The following is an 18,501-nucleotide window of genomic DNA, read 5'->3' as shown; positions in this document are numbered from 1 at the left end:
GTCAGCCCGCGCTCCTCTCGGATTCGGCGGTCACGCTACGCCGGAGGAGTCCCCGGGCAAGACGCTCGGCACCCTCCTCGTCCCGTGCCGCGATGAGTTCTGCGAGCCGCAGATGGGCCGCCACGTCGAGCAGTTCCTCCGCGCGGCACTCGGAGGGCACCTCGGCGACGGTGAGGGTGCCACCCACAAGGCTGTTGAAGGCCAGCAGATAGGCGATGTTGCCCGAACCCTCCACGATCAGCCGCCACCAGGCGACGTCCGCCGCCCCGAGCGCCACGAGGTCCGGGCCGGTGCTCGCGTACTCGGCGGCTGCCGCCCCGATGGCGGACGCCTGCGCCGGCGAACGACGTGACGCACACAGACGGGCCGCGTCGGCTCCGATGCACGCCCGCATCTCCAACGCGTCACGCCGCAGGTCGTAGGCGTCCGACGGCCCACCGCTCTCGGCGATCTGCAAGGCCAGGTCAAGTCCGGCCGTGCGCCGCCAGTCCAGCACCATGGTGCGGCCCCCATGGCTCACCTCCACGAGGCGGGCCTGCTGCAGGCGCTTCACCGCCTCGCGCACCGCGTGGCGGTTGACCCCGAACTCGGCGGCCAGCTCCCGTTCCGCCGTCAGGGGCGTACCGGCGGCCAGGGCACCGCTGAGGATGCGCTGCCGGAGCACTGCGTAGAGCTGGTCGGAGATCGCTTCCCGTCGAAGGGGTTCCTCTGACATGACGCCAAGCGTGTGCCCTGAGGCCAGGACTGGTCAACTGGTTGGACCAGTTCTTTTTGTTCCTTGAACCGCCGGGCGAGCCGAGGGCCCGTCCTCCTTCTCCTCCCGCATGCGTCCACGCACCAGCCGGACGACGAGGTCGCGGGCGGCCGACGCGCCCGAGGAATTGACGCGGACTTCCGCTTCCCTCCGAACACACCCGCCACGACGCCGCCGTCGTGCGCGGCGCGGCCGACCGCCGCACCCGGACGGCCGGATCGGCCCTCCGCGCCCATGACCTGCATGAAGACGGTGAAGACGGGGCAGACGGTCGGCCTGGGAGAAGGGGAGGGTGCCATGACGATGACCGAACAGTCCGCCACGTCGGCGGAGGAGACCTGCGCTTGCTGCGCACACCACGGGGGTCACGGCCCGGATTCCGGTGCCGAGACGCCGGAGTCCCCGCGTGAGCGGGTCAACCGCCGCTGGAACGAGATCCTGCAGGAGACGCGGGTCACCCAGACCGGCGTGCAGATCCTCTTCGGTTTCCTGCTGAGCGTGGCCTTCACACCGTTGTTCCGGGAACTGGGCACGGTGGACCGCGTCATCTACGTCACCACCGTGGTCCTGGGCGCGTCGGCCACGGGATCACTCATAGCGCCCGTCTCCATCCACCGTTTCCTGTCCGGCCAGCGGATGAAGGACGAAATGGTCGAGGCGGCCGGCCGCCTGATGGTGTGCGGCATGGTCCTGCTCGCGCTGACCATCGGCTGCACGCTGCTCCTCATCCTGCGTTTCGTGGTTCCGGGCGTCCTCGCCGAAGTGCTCGTCGGCGCGGTGATGCTGTGGTTCGGCCTGTGCTGGTACGTGCTGCCGCTGCGCCTGCGGCGCCGCGCCGCCCGGCGCCCCCTCACCGAGGGCGTGTAGGCGCCCGGACCTCCGCGGTCGTCCGCAGCCGTAACGCCACCCGGTCGACGTAGTCCTGGGGGTGCTCACCCCACCGTGAGCCCCAGTGTGGTTCCAGTGTGGAAACCCGGCCCCGGCTTCCCCGTCCGGGGGGCGCCGGAAGGAACGGCACAAGGGCCTGTGGCGCCAGGTGGGGATGCGCGACGGACCGCCGACCTGGAAAGAACTGCCCGAAGGGGGCAAGACGCTCACTGCGACATGGGCCGCGGACATCGGCTGCCCTGGCCGCCTGACCCGGCCGTCGGCGAGATGGTCACGGGGTGCTGCCCGGCGGGCGACGGTCACCGCAGGCCCTGAGCCCGCCGGCCCCGGCACGGCGGGCGAGGTTCCCGGCCGAGTCACCGGCCGACCGGGTCCGCACACGGCCGGGCCCGTGGTCATTTGCCCGCGGTGGGCGCCATCTGCGCTCGGTCGCGCGCCGCGGAGAGCGGCCAGACGACCTGCCGGCTGCGGAGATCGTCCGGGTGGACGACGCGCCAGCGGCCGTCGAGGAACTGCTCGACAATGCCCCGGGCACCGGTGTTCTGCCCACTGGCGTCGAACCGGACGTGGTCCCAGGACCCCATGATCAGGTCCCGGCCAGGCAGGCTGACGGCGCGCAACGCCGAGCGGATCTTCTCCGGGTCGGTGGAGCGCGCCTCGTTCACCGCCACGGCCAGGGTCATCACGGCGGTGAAGGCACGCGCGGAGTTCTCGGTCATGGGGGCGCCGAACTCCGCCGCGAACCTCTGGGCGACCTTCCTGGCCGTCGGGTCGCGTTCGGCCGACTCGGCCGACCACGCGGTGCGGCGGAGGAAACCCTCGGCGTCGGCCGCGCGGGCCGGGCCGGCCACGAACTCGGGGTCGGAGAAGCCGGCGCCGTAGCCGAGCACCGCCGGCGGGAGGTAGCCGAGCCGGGTGAACGCCTGCTGCAGCAGCAGTGCGTCCCTGGTGTAGGACAGGACGAAGAGCACGTCCGGCTTCTTGGCGCGGATCTGCCGCACGTACGGCACCAGGTCGGAGGACGTGGCGTCGTAAGCGACGTCCGCGCCCACGGTGAGGCCGTGTTGCCGGGCGAGCCGGCGGGTGACCGCGGCGCCCTCGTTGCCGTACTCGTTGTCGACGTGCAGGATGCCGACGTCCGAGATCGGCACCCCGGCGGCCTTGCGGTCCTCGATCAGGGAGAAGAAGGCCCGGCCGTAGGTGAGGTCGCTGGGGCCGGTGCGGAAGAAGTAGCGCAGGCCGCGCTCGGTCAGCGCGGGCGAGGAGGAGTCACCGTTCACGAACGGCACTTCGAGCTGCTCGGCGCGTTCACTGGTGGTCTTGGTGACGGATGAGTGGTAGGCGCCCGTCAGGGCGACGGCCCCTTGGCCGGCCACCAGCCGCTGCGCCTGGCTCGCCCCGGTCCGCGGGTCGCCCCCGGTGTCGGCGTGGACGAGCTCGAGCCTGGCCCCTCCCAGGCCCGGCAGGCCGGGCTCGCCGGCCAGCGGGAGTGCCAGTTCCGGGAATTCCCCGTTGACGATCTCCGCGGCGAGTTGTGCGCCGTTGCGTGCGTCCTTGCCCGCCGAGGCGTCCGGTCCCGAGACCGGCTCCAGGACCCCGATCCTCACCTGCTCGGCCTGTGTTCCCGCTCCGCGCTCGGCGCAGGCCACGGCGAGTGCCGGGAAGGGGGCGAGAACCAGCAAGAGGGCCAGGCCCCGCAGCGTGCCACGCATGGCAGCCTCCTCTCCGACCACGTGGTCGGTGCGATCGGCGGCTGCCCGCCGGGGACGTGCGGTCCATGCTGGTACCGCGCCGCCGGTGCCGCCACGGGACGGCACCGACCGGGTTATCCCGGCCCCGGGCCCCTCCGCCCGCCTCGCCTGCCGGGAGTGGCTCACCGCCCGCCCGGGGAGCCCGCGCATACGGGCGTCTCCCGGCCCGTCGGTCGAGGCGGCCCGGCCGACCGTGTCCGTACGCACGCTCAGAGCCGGTACCGGACCCACACGTTGGGCTCGCAGTACACGGCGTGCTCGTGCCGGAGGGAGCAGTACACCGGCACCAGCGCGCCGGGGACCGTGACCGGCCCCTCGGAGTCGAACGGCAGCCCGGTCCAGCGACGCCACTGACCGAGCGAGCCGACGACCGTCCTGGACGCGGGGGCGACCGACTCGACGGCACCGCCTGCCCGCACGTGCACCCGCAGCCAGGGATCGTGCGGCAACCCGTCCTCCTGGCGGTCGCGGACGGCGTACTCGGCCATCTGCGTGTCCGGTTCCAGGTGCTTGGCGCTCGGCCGTGCGGGCGCGACGAGTTCCTTGAATCCGCCCGCACGGGCGCTGTCCCGCAGGGCGGACACCATGCGACCGGCGATCCCCCTGCGCTGGGCTCCCGTCGCGACGGTCATGTCGATCGCGCTCACCGTGTCCGGCGTACGGCCGTGCCGCAGTCCGTCAGTGCCCAGCGCAGCGTCTGGTCCCATCCGGTGTCGGGCAGTTCCCTCCGTCCCTCGGTGCCGAGGACGAACGGAACGCTCAACGCCCTGGCCCTCAGGTCGCCTTCGGGACCGGTGGCGACCAGCACGTGCTGCGGGAACTCGGCGGCGATCCACTCGATGTTGTCACCCCCGACGAGTTCGTGCTCCATGAACGCCGGCCAGGTGTGCGGCATGCTCCACAGCGCTGCGCGCAACTCCGGTCGCTCCGCCAGGGTCGTGATCGCCAGGTCACCGTTCATTCCGGGCAGACTAATCACACGGGGCATGTTTGTCCTTTTTCACCCTTTTCTGGGGCGTGTCCGACTGGCACCTCGCCTCGCCCACGTCACCGCACTCCCGGGACGCCCCCCGTCCCCACCCTTGAACTCCCACCCCGGCGGGTTCACCATGGGAGCGCTCCCATTACGGAGTGTCCCCCAGCGATCCAGGAGCCGCTCATGTCCCCCTCCGTATCGTTACGCCGGCACAGAACCCTCTCCGCCGCCCTCTTGGCCGGTTCGCTCCTCGTCGGCGGGCTGCTGACCGCTCCGGCCGCAACGGGGCTCCCCACCGCCGCGGCGGCGACCACGGCCGTCCGCGTCAATCAGGTCGGTTATCTGCCGGACGGCCCCAAGCACGCGACCGTCGTCACCACGTCGTCGCAGGCGCTCACCTGGCAGTTGCGCACCTCCTCCGGCGCGGTGGCCGCCTCCGGCTCGACCGTCCCGCACGGCGCGGACCAGGCCTCCGGGCAGTCCGTCCAGGTGGCCGACTTCTCCTCGTACCGGGACACGGGCTCGGGATACGTCCTGACGGTGGACGGCCGGAGCAGCGACCCGTTCGACATCCGCGCCGACCTCTACGACCGTCTGCGCTCGGACGCGATGGCGTTCTTCTACCACCAGCGCAGCGGCATCGCCATCGAGTCCTCCCTGGTGGGCTCCGCCTACGCGCACCCGGCCGGGCACCTCGGCGTGGCGCCGAACAAGGGCGACACGTCCGTCCCCTGCCAGTCCGGGGTCTGCGACTACACCCGGGACGTCAGGGGCGGCTGGTACGACGCGGGCGACCAGGGCAAGTACGTGGTCAACGGAGGCATCTCCACCTGGCTTGTCGTCAACTCCTTCGAGCGGACCCAGCGCGCCGGCACCGACGAGGCGCTGGGCGACTCGACCCTGCGCGTCCCCGAGCGCGGCAACGGGGTGCCGGACGTCCTGGACGAGGCCCGCTGGGAGCTGGACTTCCTGATGAGGATGCAGGTGCCCGACGGCAAGCCGTACGCGGGCATGGCGTTCCACAAGGTGCACGACGCGGAGTGGACCGCGATACCGACCCGCCCCGAGCAGGACGCCCAGATCCGTGAACTGCACCGCCCGTCCACGGCGGCGACCCTGAACCTCGCCGCGTCCGCCGCGCAGTGCGCCCGCGTCTACCGGCCCTACGACGCCGAGTTCGCCGACCGCTGTCTGGCGGCCGCCCGCAAGGCCTGGACGGCGGCGCGGGCCGAACCGGCCCTCTACGCCCCGGACTCGGACAGCACGGGCGGCGGGGCCTACGGCGACACCCAGGTGACCGACGAGTTCTACTGGGCGGCCGCCGAGTTGTACGCGACGACCGGGGAGAGCACCTACCGCGACGCGGTCACGTCCTCGTCCTGGCACACTTCCGCCGGCACCTTCACCCGGTACGGCTTCGGCTGGGCGGACACGGCCGCGCTCGGGCGGCTCACCCTGGCCACCGTGCCCAATGAGCTTCCCGCCGCCGACCTGTCCCGCATCCGCTCCTCGGTGACCACGGCCGCCGACAGCCACCTGTCCACGATGGCCGGGCAGGGGTACGGAATGCCCCTCCCCACGGACGGCTACTTCTGGGGGTCGAACAGCGCGCTCGCCGCCAACGCGATCGTGCTGGCCGTCGCCGACGAGCTGACCGGTGACGCGCGCTACCGTGCCGGAGCGCTCGAGGCGATGGACTACCTGCTCGGACGCAACGCCCTCGGGCAGTCCTATGTCACCGGCTACGGCGAGACGTCCTCACGCAACCAGCACCACCGCTTCTGGGCGCACCAGGCGGACGCCTCGCTGCCCAACCCGCCGGCGGGTTCGCTCGCGGGCGGCCCGAACAGCGGACTGCAGGACCCGGTGGCGGAGGAAAGGCTGGCCGGCTGCGCCCCCGCCGCGTGTTACGTCGACGACATCGGCTCGTACTCGACCAACGAGGTGGCGATCAACTGGAACGCCCCGCTGGCCTGGCTCGCCGCCTTCGCGGCCGAGCGGACGTCCACCGGTGAGCAGCCCGGTGCGGCCTGCGCCGTGACCTACACGGTGGACAACGCCTGGGGTGATGGGTTCACCGCGACGGTGACCGTCAAGAACACCGGCCCGGCCGCCGTGGACGGGTGGCAGCTCGGCTGGAGCTACCCGGGCGGCCAGCGCGTCACCAGTGCCTGGAACGCGACCGTCACGCAGAGCGGCACCGCCGTCGTCGCCCGCAACGTGGAGTGGAACCGGGTGATCGCGGCCGGGGGGACGGCGAGTTTCGGACTCCAGGGATCGCTCAGCGGGGGCAACAATCCGGCCCCCACGGCCTTCACCCTCGACGGGAACGCCTGCGCCTGACCGCGGGAACGAACCACTGGAGACGGCCGGGTGAGCATCGCCCGCGTCACGGCCCGCCGCGTGCGCGGCGGGCCGCGGCGCACCACGTCGGATTACTTGACATGTACTCTGCAATCGCGCCCGTCCCTCACTGCTCCGCGCACTCCCAGGAGGCACTCCCCATGCGAAGGCTCCTCGCCTGCCTCGCGGCGGCTGCCGTCACCCTCGGCTCACTCACCGCCGCCGCCCCCTCCGCGTCGGCCGCCGACTCGGGAACGTTCAGCGTGCTCAGCTACAACGTCGCCGGCCTGCCCGGGAGTCTCTCCAGCGCCCCGACGCCCCGTGACTCCGGCACCACGGAGATCGGCCGGCGGATCGCGCCGTACGACATCGTCCATGTGCAGGAGGACTTCAACTACCACGCCCGTCTCTACGCGGCCGATACCGCACACGCCCACCGCACCCCGACCAGCGGCGGTGCCGGCATCGGCAGCGGACTCAACACCCTGTCGAAACTCCCCTACGACGAGGACGACTTCGAGCGGGTGCGCTGGAAGTCCTGCCAGTACGACTCGGGCGACTGCCTCACCCCCAAGGGCTTCACCTTCATGCGCCAGCGGCTCGCCGAGGGCGTCTACGTCGACTTCTACAACCTCCACACCAACGCCGGGACCAGCTCCGGCGACCTCTCCTCCCGCGCGGACAACCTCGACCAGCTCAGCGCCTTCATCCAGAGCCATTCCGCCGGCAACGCGGTCGTCGTCATGGGCGACACGAACACCCGCTACACCCGCTCCGGCGACACCATCGCCGAGTTCGCCGCCGCCCACGGCCTCACCGACGCGTGGGTGAAACTGGTCCGCGGCGGCACCCCGCCCGCCAAGGGCAGCGACGCACTCGTCTGCGACCGGACGCAGCCCACCGTGCCCGACACGTGCGAGGTCGTCGACAAGGTCCTCTACCGCGGTAGCAGGCTCGTGTCACTGGACGCCACGTCGTACCGCAACGAGCACGCCCGGTTCCTCACCGGCGACGGACTCATGCTCTCCGACCACGACCCGATCGCAGTCGGGTTCTCCTGGTCGCGCGCCGCCGGCTTCCGGCTCAGCGACCAGTTCGGCGGCCCGCACGGCACGTACTTCAACGACATCGACAGCGTCCCCGCATCGGCCCGCGCCACCACCCTGACCCTGCGCGCCGGATCCCGCGTCGACCGGATGGGCATCACCCTCAGCAACGGCACCACGCTCTCCCACGGCGGCTCCGGCGGCACCGCCTCCTCCCTGACGCTGGGCACCACCGAGTACCTGACGACCGCGTATCTGTGCCAGGCCGAGAAGGACGGCCACACCCGGATCTTCCACACGAGGTTCACGACGAACTTGGGCCGCACCCTGGCCGGCGGTTCACCCACGTCCGACTGTGTCACCCGCACGGCGCCCCCCGGCTGGCAGATCACCGGTTTCCACGGCCGCTCCGGCGACGAGATCGACAAGATCGGCTTCATCTACACCCGCCGCTGACCGCGGCCGCGGCCGTGCTCCCGTCCCCTGTCACACAGGCCGCTCGGGAATCGTCGGAAGGACCGGGACCGGGACTTTCCCGTGGCCGCCAGGTACTCCGCCGCCGCAGTACGCAGTCGCGTACAACCATGCGCGTGTCCGGTCGGTCGGCGCCGGGTGTTCCGGCATGCGCGTTCGCCGGACCGTTTGTGTTCTCCCTCTGGCCCTGCGCGATGCGGCGCTGGCAGGCTGGCTCAGCACCCTGTCCGTGCTGCCGCGCACCCTCGTGCTCACCGCCGTCGCCGTCCCGGTCGTCTTCCGCGGCCTCGTGCCGCACCTGCGCAAGATCCGCATCAGTGTCCTCACGTCCAGGAGCAGCTCATGAGCAACAGTCGCCGTGTCGCCCTCCTCGGGGGCATCGCCTACCTGATCACCTTCGCGGCCTCGATCCCCGCGCTGCCGTTGCTCGAACCGGTCACCGACCACGCCGACTACGTTCTAGGCGCCGGCAAGGACACCCAGGTCGTGCTCGGCGGCGTCATGGAAGTGGTCACCGCGTTCGCCTGCGTCGCCACCGCCCTCGCCCTCCACCCGGTGACCCGGCGAGTCGACAGGACCGCGGCGCTCGGGTTCCTCTCCTCCCGCCTGGTCGAGGCCGGCCTCATCCTCGTCGGTGTCGTCAGCGTGCTGTCGGTCGTGACACTCCGTCAGGACCTCGGCGGCAGCCCCGACGCACCGGCCGGCCTGACCACCGTCGCCCAGGCCCTGGTCGACGTCCGCGACTGGACCTTCCTGTTCGGCCCCGGAATCATGCCCGCCGTCAACGCCCTGTTCCTCGGAACCGTGCTGTACCGCGCCGGCCTGGTCCCCCGCTCGCTTCCCGTCCTCGGACTGCTCGGCGCGCCCCTTCTGGTCGCGAGGACCCTGGTGGTCGCCTTCGGCGGCATGGACGACCGCTCCGTCGGCGCCCTGCTGCTCACCCTCCCGATCGCGGCCTGGGAGCTCGGGCTCGGTCTCTGGCTCACGTTCAAGGGCTTTCGTCCCTCACCCGTCCTCGCCCGCGAATCCGCACCGGCGTGACGCCTCCTCGAAGACAACCCACGGACTCCCTCCCCCGTCCTAGATGACGCGAGGGGCGCCCGGGACCGACGGGACGTCTGCGCACAGGGTTTTTGAGGAGAGGATCATTGATCCGTACTCGGCGAATATGTGTGACCGCCGTGGCGGTGCTGGCGGCCCTGGCGGGTTCGCCCGGACTGGCACAAGCTGAACAGCCGTATCAGTTAAGGCAGTTGAGTGCGACGGACGACAACCCGCTTCCGCCGGGCTGGCGGATCGACGGGGCGGGCGGGGCGCCTGAGCTGGTCTGGCGTGCGCCGAAGGCCGTGCCCATGGGGGATGCCCGGGTCGAGTTCCGTACCGGGGACCGGCTGCTCGGGGTGCCGAAGCCGGCGAGGGACGGGCGGACCTTCCGGCTCGCACTCGGCGAGACACGGTCCGAGCAGCTGACGGACCTTCAGGTGACGGCCGCGGGGCGTCGGCTGGACGCGGCGGCCGACGACACCCGCGGGTCCCGCTCGCGCGTGCCACGGGTGCCCGCGCAGGCACCGGCGAACGGCGTGGATCCGGGCAGGGCCGGCCCGTACCGCACGGTCACCGGGACGTACGACCTCGACCCGGTGCGCCTGCCGGGGTTCGACACCCCGGTGGAGATGACCGCCGAGGTGGTGGCGCCGAAGGGTGCCACCGGCAGCCGGCCGCTCGCGCTGTTTCTGCACGGCCGTCACGGCACCTGCTACAAGCCGGGCTCCGAGGACGACGTGACCGGCGACTGGCCCTGCGCGGACGGCTACAAGCCGATCCCGAGTCACCTCGGCTATCTGCGCGACCAGCGACTGCTGGCCTCTCAGGGTTATGTGACGGTGTCGATCTCGGCGAACGGCATCAACGCCCAGGACTGGGAGGCCGAGGACGCCGGCGCGCAGGCGCGTTCCTCGCTGGTAAGGCAGCACCTCGCCCGCTGGGCCGACTGGACCGCCCATCGCTCCTCCGCCCCGGCTGTCGTACGCAAGGCGGCGAAGGCGGATCTCTCCCGTGTCCTGCTCGTCGGCCACTCGCGCGGTGGCGAGGGCGTCAACCGGGCCGTCATGGACAGCCTCTACCCGCCGCCGGCCGCCGAGGACGGCTACCGGGGCCCGGTGCGCTGGAAGGTGCGCGGGACGGTGCTCATCGGACCGACGATCTTCGGCCAGAATCCGGTCGCCGACGTGCCGTCCGTGACGCTGCTGCCCGGTTGCGACGGCGACGTGTCCGACCTGCAGGGTGAGGTCTTCGTCGACGGGACGCGCGGGATCGGGCGGGGCGCGGCACTGCACAGCGCGGTCTACATGGTCGGCGCCAACCACAACTACTTCAACAGCGAGTGGACCCCGGGCGAGGCCGTGGCACCGGCCATGGACGACTTCTGGAGCGATCCGGAGGAGCCGGACCCGGTGTGCACGCCGGGTGCCGCGACCCGGCTGACCGCGGCCCAGCAGCACAAGGCGGGCGCCACGTACATCGCCGCGGCGGCCCGGCTCTTCGTCGCCGGGGACGATCGGGTGCGTCCGCTGCTCGACGGTTCCGGCAAGCGGGCCCGGTCCGCGGACCCGGCCCGGGTGCTGACCCACGCGGTCGGCGGCCGCCGCAGCGGTGGATTCCTGCCGGACGGCGGGGCGAAGGTGACCGGCGCCCGGCTGTGTTCGGCGATCGACCCCGACCCGGCCGTGGCCTGTCTGGACCCGGAGGCTCCCGGATCGTCACCGCACTTCGCGTGGTGGGAGACGGAACAGGAGACCGGCCGCGGCGCGGTGGACCTGAAGTGGTCCGTGCCGGGCAAGGCCGCGCGTATCACTCCGGCCGAGCCGCTCTCCCTGCGCGGCTCCCAGAAGCTCGCGCTCCGGGTCTTCGTACCGCCGAACACGACCGGCACGAAGTTCGACGTGTCCGTCACCGACTCCTCCAGGCGCCGGGTGACACTCGGCTCGGTCCGGGTGGACGGGCTCCCGGGCTCCGCGCACACCGCCTCCCACTGGGCTCAGGAGCTGCGCGTCCCGCTGTCGGCCGCGTCCCGGGCCGGGCTCGATCTCCGGCATGTCACGTCCCTTGAACTGACGCCCCGTTCGCGGTCCGGGCAGGCCTGGCTGATGGACGCCTGGGGCTGGGCGCCCGGCACTTCGGCGGTGAAGGCGCACGCACTGCCGCGTGTCGACGTGGGCCGCACGATCGTCGAGGAGGGCGACTCGGGCACCCGCACCTACCGGATCCCTGTCGAGATCTCCGGGCACGGCAGCGGGCAGGTCCGCGTGTACGTCCTCACCCCGGGCAGCGGCCGGGCCGAGAACCGTCTCGTGACCGTACGGCCCGGCAGCGACGTGATCGACGTACCGGTCGAGGTGAGGGGCGACACCGCCTACGGCGACGACGTGCAGCACGACATCGCCGTCAAGGCCGTCCACAACGCCGTCGTCGGCAAGCACCGGGGTGGGGTCACCGTCGAGAACGACGACCCCGAGCCGGTGATCACCCTGTCGCCCGTCGCGGACCGGGTGACCGAGGGAGAGACGCTGACCTGGCGGTTGTCCGTGGACGCACCCGTGGCGGTGGACATCTGGCAGCCCGTGCGGGTGCTTCCGGTCACCGACGGCGCCGAGCTGTCCACCAAGGACGTGGACCCGCAGTGGCTCGAGGACTATTCCGGTGACGCGCCCGACCCGGAGCGGCCGCTGTCCGAGGCGAACCTGTGGGTATGGCTGACCATCCCGGCCGGGAGCACCGGCGAGGACTTCGTCGTGCCGACCGTGCGGGACCAGGTGGCCGAGCCGACCGAGTCGATGCGCCTCGCGCTGACCGACTACGACGCCGAGCCGCTGCCCGACCGGCCGGTGCTGACGGGGACAGTGCTCGACACGCCGTGAGCACGAGGTGCGAGGGAGCGTGAGCACCCTCTGGCGCGGGGTCCGGTCCGTCCGGGCCCCGCGCTCTCAGGTGGAGAGATCGGTGATGGCGTCGCCCACCAGCTTCGCGGCAGCTCCGCCTCCTCGTCACCGCGCGGCCGGCCACGCCACTCCTTCACCGCCACCCACAGCAGCAGCACGCCGAGCGCCAGGTCGAGCGCGCTGACCCAGCCGGCCGGCTGCCCCTGCTCGGCCGGGCCGGCGCCGCCGGAGACCAGCAGCACGATCGTGCCGACCAGGGCCAGGCCCAGGACCCACCCCAGGAGCAGGGCCGGCCCGTTGGAGCGCGCCCTGGGCGTCGCGAGCATCAGCATCACGCCGATGACCGGGAACGGACTCAGCGCCACCGCGACGCCGTAGGACAGGATCTGACCGATCGCCTCGCCCACCGCCGCCTACCTCACGCCGCCTCGATCTCGCTTGGTCGCCAGGTCTTGTCGAAGAACGGCGGCAGCGGGCTGTAGAGGCGCAGGACCGCGAGCCACCCCCGGCCGGGTGCGGTCCGGATCCAGTTGCCCTCCGGTACGCCGCCCGGCCGGTCGGGCCCGAAGTGCACCGTCGTCGTGCCGTCGGCGTCGGGGACCGCGGCCGGGGTGGGGTAGCCCTGGCTGCCGGCCCGTGGGAACCGTTGCGGGGTGTCGATCATCGACCGCGTCTGGTTGTCGTAGGCGGTGACCGACCAGAACCGGGCGGCGGGGATGTCCGGCGGAAGGACCAGCCAGTAGCGCCTGCCGCCGTCGAGGCACCGGCCCTCCCGGTCGGCGAACGAGAACACGTACTGCGAGCCGATGCCGGGCAGCGGCGCCGTGAACGCCGGGCTGATGCCCACGCCCAGGTACCACCACCAGGACCGCAGGTTGAGCTTCCGGGCGCCGTCGTCCGGACGGGGCTCGACGCCCCTTTCGGTGATGTCCGCGGGCGGGGTCAGGAACTCGTGGCCGGACACGAGCAGGCCGTTGAGCCACCGGGAGGAGGCACCGTAGTAGTGCGCCCCCTCGGCCGGGCGCGGGCGGCAGGCGAGGGTGCGGGCCGTGGCGTTGCCGACCGCGGCCGCCTCGGTGAGGATCTTCCTCATCCGAGTGTCCGGCTCGAAGGGCCTGCCCTTGACGATGCCGACCGCGGCCAGGGCGCCGGCGATCTCCGGATCGAGCGCCTCGGCCGGCTGGTCGTGCACGAGTTCACTCGCGAAGTCGAAGTACGTCGCGTCCCCGGGCGGCACCGTGTTCAGGGGAAGCCCGGAGCCCTCGACGAAGCGCGGCGGGTCGGGGCGGTGCAGAGCGGCGGTCCAGGTCTGCGCGGTCCACGGCAGCGGCGGGGCCGTGCCGCCGGTGACGATCTCTCCGACACTGGTCCCGTAGAACCCGGGGACGTAGCGGTGGATGCGCAGGCCCTCCTTGACCCGCTCGACGGCCGGCTTCGGGTCGTCGCCCTCCAGGAACGCCCGCCCGCCCAGGATGAGCCGCGTGGTACGGGTCCGGTACGTGAAGAAGCCGCCCTCGGGAAGCGGGCCCTCATGGCCGGGCGGCACGAAGAGGTACCGGCCACCGGCCCCGCGGTCCGGACCGGCCATGCCGGGGTCCGCGACCCAGCGGAACCACATGTCATCGAGGAAGCAGAGAGCCAAGGGCGGCACTTCCACCACCACAGGGCCCTCGGTCAGGTCGAGGAAGGTCACGAAATAGACGGTGTCCGCGTTCCCGGTCAGCACGAGCGTCTTGGGATCCATGAACTCCGAGAAGAGCAGGACGTCGTGGTCCTGGACCCCCGCCTCCAGGAATCCCCTACGGCTCGCCCAAAGGCTGACGCCGGAATACGCGTCGAGGAACGCGCTGACCGCGCGCACGTGATCCACGTGGTCGTAGACGCGGTTCGCGGTCTCCTCGGTGGGGACGCCCAGCGGGAACTCCAGAGTGCCCAGGTGCGTCTCGACCTGCTCGGGAGTGGAGATCGACTCCATGACCTGAGGTGGGAGCTGCGCGGCTCGCTGCAAGGAATCGCTCCGTTCTCGTGAGAGGACGTTCTCTCGACCATGAGCCGTACCTGCCGCGGACACCATCGCACTTGGGCCGTCGGGGGACATCGAGGTCGGGCGGGGTGTGGTGCGGCTCGCGGAGGAGAGCACGCGGGGCGGGACCGGGTCGGACCGTTACGGAGTCGTCCCCCGCCCGGGGGCGTGCGCATGGCCTCAACCGGACGTGTCGCCCGGCCGGTGGGCCCACTGGTGCGGATCCGTCACTCCGCCGGGGCACGCCATCCGTTCGATCTCCCAGCCGGCGCGCCGTGCGCCGGCCCGGTAGGCGCTTTCGTAGAAGGCGAGTACGGCGGAACGCGGGTCGGGCCCGCCACGCACCTCGTCGTACGGGAGCACGGCCAGGTGGCTGCCGCTCCGGTCGAGCCAGCGGGCGGCCGCGGGCCGGAGCGGTTCCTCGGTCAGATGGGCCGGTTCCGGGGCGGTGTAGGAGTAGAACGCGGGCTCGGGGAAGGTGTCGTCGCCGAACCAGAAGCCGAAACTGATCACCTCGCGGGAATACGCCTCCCTCGTGACCGGGTCGACGTCTCGAGGCTGCTCGACGTGGCGCTCGGAGAACCGGCTGTGGGCGAGGTCGAAGGTGTGCCAGAAGTGGTGCACCGGACTGACCTTGCCCGAGTACCCCGCGGCGAACTCCTCCAGGACGGAGGCCACTTGGCCGAGGACTTGCCAGTAGCGGTTGGCCTGCACGGGGTCGTAGGCCGAGTGCTCGGTGTCCTCGGCGTACGGCCGGGCGGAGTCGGGGAGGTCGAAGGGCCGGGGCACGGCGAGCCGCACCCGCACGCCCAGCACGGCCAGTGAGTCCATGACCGCGCGGTAGAAGGAGGCCACGGACTGGCCGGCGAGCGGGAAGGAGACCTGCCGCCCGTTCATGGCCGACATGACCAGCTGGTGGGCGACGAAGTCGAAGTCGATGGCGAAGATCGGATTGCTGTCGGCCCGCCCCATGGGGCGGGTGGTGGTGCCGCGCCCCGTGAGGTACAGCGGGACATTCCACCAGTGATTGCGCCGGATGCCGGTGGCGAGACGGATCTTCCCGACGATCTGCGCGAACCGGTGGAGGGTCTCCTTGGTGTCGCGCCACTCGGCCAGCGGGATCGGTGGAAACAGTTCCATGGTCGTCCTTCCCCTGCCCCGGCGCTCCTGATGGGCCGGACGGGCCCTGGGCAGCCATCAGAACACCCCGGACGCGATACGGCACCTCGTCGTACCCGGAAGGCCGAGGGTCGGGCGCCGTGGCTGTGTTCGGGACCGCCGACGGCACGCGTCACGCCCCCGCGGCAACGGCGGCGTCGAGGTGTCGACAGGCGCGACCGGCCGGGAGCGAGCCGCCCGCGAGATTCCCGCGCGTCCCTCAGGAGGGCTCTGCCACGCGCCCGGAGGCCACGGCGGCCCGGTGCTCGGCCAGCATGCGGAGGTGGCCGCGTACGCGGGTGAGCGTCCTCGGGTCGAGGTCGGCGAAGAGAACGGTGTCCTGTCCGGGCTCCGCGTGCGACACCGTGGCTCCGTCCGGACCGTACACCGCTCCGGCGCCGTCGCACGGGCGGTGTACGGGGCCGCCGAGCGCATTGCAGAACACGGTGTAGACGGTGTTCTCCAGGGCCCGGGCCCTGAGGTAGACGGCGGCCCGGTGTTCGGTTCCGGTGGCGAAGGCGGCCGGGTACAGAACGACGTGCGCACCCGACACCGCTGCGGCGCGGGCGTGTTCGGGGAAGGACATGTCTTGACATCCTCGCCGCCCTGAAGGACGGCGATTCCCGCCTACCGCGCCGTTGCAGGCTGCGGTGTCGGGTGGGTTCCTGCTTCGCTGCGCGGTGCCGGGACGCGTCCCGGTCCTACCCGCGCTCGACAGGCTGTCACGGCCAGTCCGGCCGCCTTGGCGATGTTGACCGCCGCGTTGATGTCCCGATCGAGGTCGGCCCCGCATGCCCTGCACGTCCACACACGGACGTGCAGGGGCTTGGGGCCGTCCTTGACGCCGCACTGCGAGCACACCTGCGACGTGGGCTCGAACCGGCCGATCTTCACGAGGGTGCGCCCGTACCGGGCGGCCTTGTACTCCAGCATGGCCACGAACGCCGACCATCCGGCGTCGTGCACGGACTTGGCCAGGCGCGTACGCGCGAGTCCCTTCACCGCCAGGTCCTCCACGGCGACCGCTTGGTTTTCGTGGATCAGCCGGGTGGAGAGCTGGTGGTGGAACTCACGGCGCGCGTCCGCGACCCGGGCGTGTGCCCGTGCGACGCGGACCCTGGCCCTGTCCCTGTTCCTGCTGCCCTTCTCCTTGCGAGAAAGGGCACGCTGGGCCTTCTTCAGGTGCTTGGCGGCCCGGCGCAGGAAGCGCGGACTGTCGATCTTCGTGCCGTCGGAGAGGACCGCGAAGTGCCCGAGCCCGAGCTCGATCCCGATCTCGGGCGTCGTCTGCGGCAGGACTTCCTCCGGGCCGCTCTCCACGACGAAGCTCGCGAAGTACCGGCCCGCACTGTCCTTGACCACGGTCACCGTGGACGGGGTGGAGGGCACAGCGCGGGACCATTTCACCCGCACATCGCCGATCTTCGGCAAGCGCAGCTTCTGCCCCGGGGTGATGGACCAGCGGGCATTCGCGGTGAAGCGGACCGTCTGCCGGGTGTCCCGCTTCGACTTGTACTGGGGCGCACCCGTGCGGGGGCGCTTGCCCTTCAGGCCGTCGAAGAAGTTCTTGTACGCGGCGTCCAGGTCGCGCAGGGACTGCTGGAGGACGACCGCCGAGACCTCGCCGAGCCAGGCCCGCTCCGGGGTGCTCTTCGCCTCGGTGATGAGCCGCTTGGACAGGTCGCCGGTCCTGGGGAACGGCAGCCCCTGGCTGCGGGCGGTCTCCCGGGCGCGGAGCGCGTCGTTGTAGACCACCCGCGCACACCCGAACGCCCTCGACAACGCGCTGCGCTGACCGGCGCTCGAGTACAGGCGGAAGCTGTACCGAAGCTGCACGCCGATCACGCTACACAGTTGGTTTATGGGTATCGATGAGAACGTTCGTACAGGTCGTCACGCGTCTTCCGCATGCACGTCCATTTGATTTTCGCGACAAAGTACCGGCACTCCGTCTTCGCGGACCGGCACCTGACGCGGTGCGAGGAGATCACGCGGGCCGTGTGCGAGGACATCGAGGCCGAACTGGTCGAGTTCAACGGCGAGGCCGGCCACGCCCACCTGCTCGTGGACTTCCCGCCGAAGGCCGCCGTCTCCAGGCTGGTGAACTCCCTCAAGGGCGTGTCCTCGCGCAGGCTCCGGCCGGGGGCACCTCCCGGCCGAAGGCCGGGGGAGAGTTCCCCGACCTCGTCCGCCACTACCGGCGGGCACGGCGCCTGTGGTCCGGCTCATACCTCGCCGGGTCGGCCGGCGGCGCACCGCTCAGCCTCGTGAAGCAGTACATCGAGCAGCAAAATCGGCCGCTCCGACCTGGGCCGAGGTGAACAGTGCGGATCCATGCACATAGCTGAGGTCAGAGCAGTTCTCAGATTCGCTTCACCACCGGGCCGAAGCCCGGTGCACTGCGAATAGTCCCGGTAGCAGATCCCGAGCCCGAGGCGCCAGTCGTCGACGGTCAGGGCCGCCGCCCGGGTGCCAGCCGAGAACAGGACCGCTTCCTCGGCGTGCCACAGGTGTTGCTTGTCGTAGGGGAAGGTGACGATGCCGCTGGGCCGGACCGCCAGGACCGAGTTGGTGAGTCTGCCGTCGTGGTGGCGCACGGCAACGCCGATGAGCACGGTGATCCGGTGGCGGACTGCGGTGTGGGCAAGCGGGTCCAGACGGGGATCCGCGACGTGTTGGCCCCGGTCGGCGCGCACGATCGCGTCACCCGGGTCGTGAGCGAGCCGCGGCAGGTCGTAGCCGCACAGGTGCAGCTCGGGGAGCACGACGAGCCGGGCCAGGGCTCCCAGGGCCGCCTGCCGGAGGTTCTGCCTCTGGCGCGAAACGAGGCTTCCGCGAAAGCCAGATCGTTTGAGAACCCCGATCCTCCGCGTTCTCGAAGGATTTGGCACCGGGGCAAGTCAAGGGCCCATCGTCTGCCAGATGCACTTCGACAGGACAGCGACGGATGGCTCGCTCGGGACATCTGCCACGGCAGGCGCGGACAGATCATGCAGGCGTACCGGATGCACGCACCTGCGGGCTCCCCCCGCGGAGGAACGGGAGCACGACGTCCTGGACGAGGATATCGCCTGTGTCCCCCCACTCAGGCACGCCGGCCAGCCGTGTACCGGACGGTCCTGGAGTACGTCGGGCGCAGGCGGATCTTGG

The 18,501-nt window shown here is 71.5% G+C and carries 14 protein-coding genes and 2 pseudogenes; 7 read left to right on the top strand and 9 right to left on the bottom strand.

Translation table 11 applies throughout. The features are described from left to right. Position 1: 1 nt before the first annotated feature. Positions 2-715 (bottom strand): FadR/GntR family transcriptional regulator, encoded by a 714-nt coding sequence (locus ACIF9R_RS15910; RefSeq protein ID WP_399979731.1) that lies wholly within the window; start codon positions 713-715, stop codon positions 2-4. Between the two features lie 336 nt (positions 716-1,051). On the opposite strand from ACIF9R_RS15910, the gene ACIF9R_RS15905 reads away from it, so the two are divergent. After that, positions 1,052-1,621, top strand: a complete 570-nt coding sequence (locus ACIF9R_RS15905; protein WP_399979729.1) for a DUF6328 family protein — start codon at positions 1,052-1,054, stop codon at positions 1,619-1,621. Between the two features lie 416 nt (positions 1,622-2,037). Here ACIF9R_RS15905 and ACIF9R_RS15900 read toward each other — a convergent pair whose 3' ends face one another. Together ACIF9R_RS15900 and ACIF9R_RS15895 are read right to left on the bottom strand one after the other, a co-directional pair. Next, complete coding sequence (locus tag ACIF9R_RS15900) at positions 2,038-3,354, bottom strand: ABC transporter substrate-binding protein (RefSeq protein ID WP_399979727.1); 1,317 nt, start codon at positions 3,352-3,354, stop codon at positions 2,038-2,040. 248 nt (positions 3,355-3,602) lie between these two features. Continuing rightward, positions 3,603-4,354 (bottom strand): annotated as a pseudogene (locus ACIF9R_RS15895) (N-acetyltransferase). Positions 4,355-4,552: 198 nt separating this feature from the next. Between ACIF9R_RS15895 and ACIF9R_RS15890 the strand changes: the two are divergent. The 5 genes from ACIF9R_RS15890 (at position 4,553) to ACIF9R_RS15870 (ending at position 12,149) form a co-directional block, all read left to right on the top strand. After that, positions 4,553-6,712, top strand: a complete 2,160-nt coding sequence (locus ACIF9R_RS15890) for a glycoside hydrolase family 9 protein (protein ID WP_399979724.1) — start codon at positions 4,553-4,555, stop codon at positions 6,710-6,712. 161 nt (positions 6,713-6,873) lie between these two features. After that, the gene (locus ACIF9R_RS15885; protein ID WP_399979722.1) at positions 6,874-8,214 is read left to right on the top strand and encodes a jacalin-like lectin; all 1,341 of its coding nucleotides are present in this window, start codon (positions 6,874-6,876) and stop codon (positions 8,212-8,214) included. Positions 8,215-8,380: 166 nt separating this feature from the next. Further along, entirely contained in the window at positions 8,381-8,578 is a 198-nt protein-coding gene (locus ACIF9R_RS15880; protein ID WP_399979719.1) for a hypothetical protein, read from the top strand. After that, positions 8,575-9,273, top strand: a complete 699-nt coding sequence (locus ACIF9R_RS15875; protein ID WP_399979718.1) for a DUF4386 domain-containing protein — start codon at positions 8,575-8,577, stop codon at positions 9,271-9,273. The genes ACIF9R_RS15880 and ACIF9R_RS15875 overlap by 4 nt, the downstream gene beginning before the upstream one ends. Positions 9,274-9,404: 131 nt before the next feature. Beyond that, a complete protein-coding gene (locus ACIF9R_RS15870) occupies positions 9,405-12,149 on the top strand; it encodes a hypothetical protein (RefSeq protein WP_399979993.1) in 2,745 nt (914 codons plus the stop codon). Here ACIF9R_RS15870 and ACIF9R_RS15865 read toward each other — a convergent pair. The 5 genes from ACIF9R_RS15865 to ACIF9R_RS15845 all read right to left on the bottom strand — a co-directional run bounded on the left by ACIF9R_RS15865 (position 12,086) and on the right by ACIF9R_RS15845 (position 17,187). Further along, entirely contained in the window at positions 12,086-12,577 is a 492-nt protein-coding gene (locus ACIF9R_RS15865) for a GAP family protein (protein WP_399979716.1), read from the bottom strand. The genes ACIF9R_RS15870 and ACIF9R_RS15865 overlap by 64 nt on opposite strands. An 11-nt stretch (positions 12,578-12,588) precedes the next feature. Then, positions 12,589-14,145: a DUF1254 domain-containing protein gene (locus ACIF9R_RS15860; protein ID WP_399979713.1), complete on the bottom strand. Its 1,557-nt coding sequence runs from the start codon at positions 14,143-14,145 to the stop codon at positions 12,589-12,591. Between the two features lie 228 nt (positions 14,146-14,373). Then, complete coding sequence (locus ACIF9R_RS15855; RefSeq protein ID WP_399979711.1) at positions 14,374-15,333, bottom strand: DUF5996 family protein; 960 nt, start codon at positions 15,331-15,333, stop codon at positions 14,374-14,376. Between the two features lie 238 nt (positions 15,334-15,571). Then, a complete protein-coding gene (locus ACIF9R_RS15850) occupies positions 15,572-15,937 on the bottom strand; it encodes a carbon-nitrogen hydrolase family protein (RefSeq protein ID WP_399979710.1) in 366 nt (121 codons plus the stop codon). Positions 15,938-15,978: 41 nt separating this feature from the next. Next, entirely contained in the window at positions 15,979-17,187 is a 1,209-nt protein-coding gene (locus ACIF9R_RS15845; protein WP_399979708.1) for an RNA-guided endonuclease InsQ/TnpB family protein, read from the bottom strand. Positions 17,188-17,259: 72 nt separating this feature from the next. On the opposite strand from ACIF9R_RS15845, the pseudogene tnpA reads away from it, so the two are divergent. Continuing rightward, positions 17,260-17,672 (top strand): annotated as a pseudogene (tnpA, locus tag ACIF9R_RS15840) (IS200/IS605 family transposase). Here tnpA and ACIF9R_RS15835 read toward each other — a convergent pair. After that, entirely contained in the window at positions 17,577-18,242 is a 666-nt protein-coding gene (locus ACIF9R_RS15835) for a carbon-nitrogen hydrolase family protein (RefSeq protein ID WP_399979706.1), read from the bottom strand. The pseudogene tnpA and the gene ACIF9R_RS15835 sit on opposite strands and share 96 nt — an antisense overlap. Positions 18,243-18,501 lie beyond the last annotated feature (259 nt).

The organism is Streptomyces sp. NPDC086080 (genome assembly GCF_044540255.1).
GTDB lineage: Bacteria > Actinomycetota > Actinomycetes > Streptomycetales > Streptomycetaceae > Streptomyces.
The sequence above is the reverse complement of the archived record's forward strand: the minus strand, read 5'-3'. Positions and strand labels throughout refer to the sequence as shown.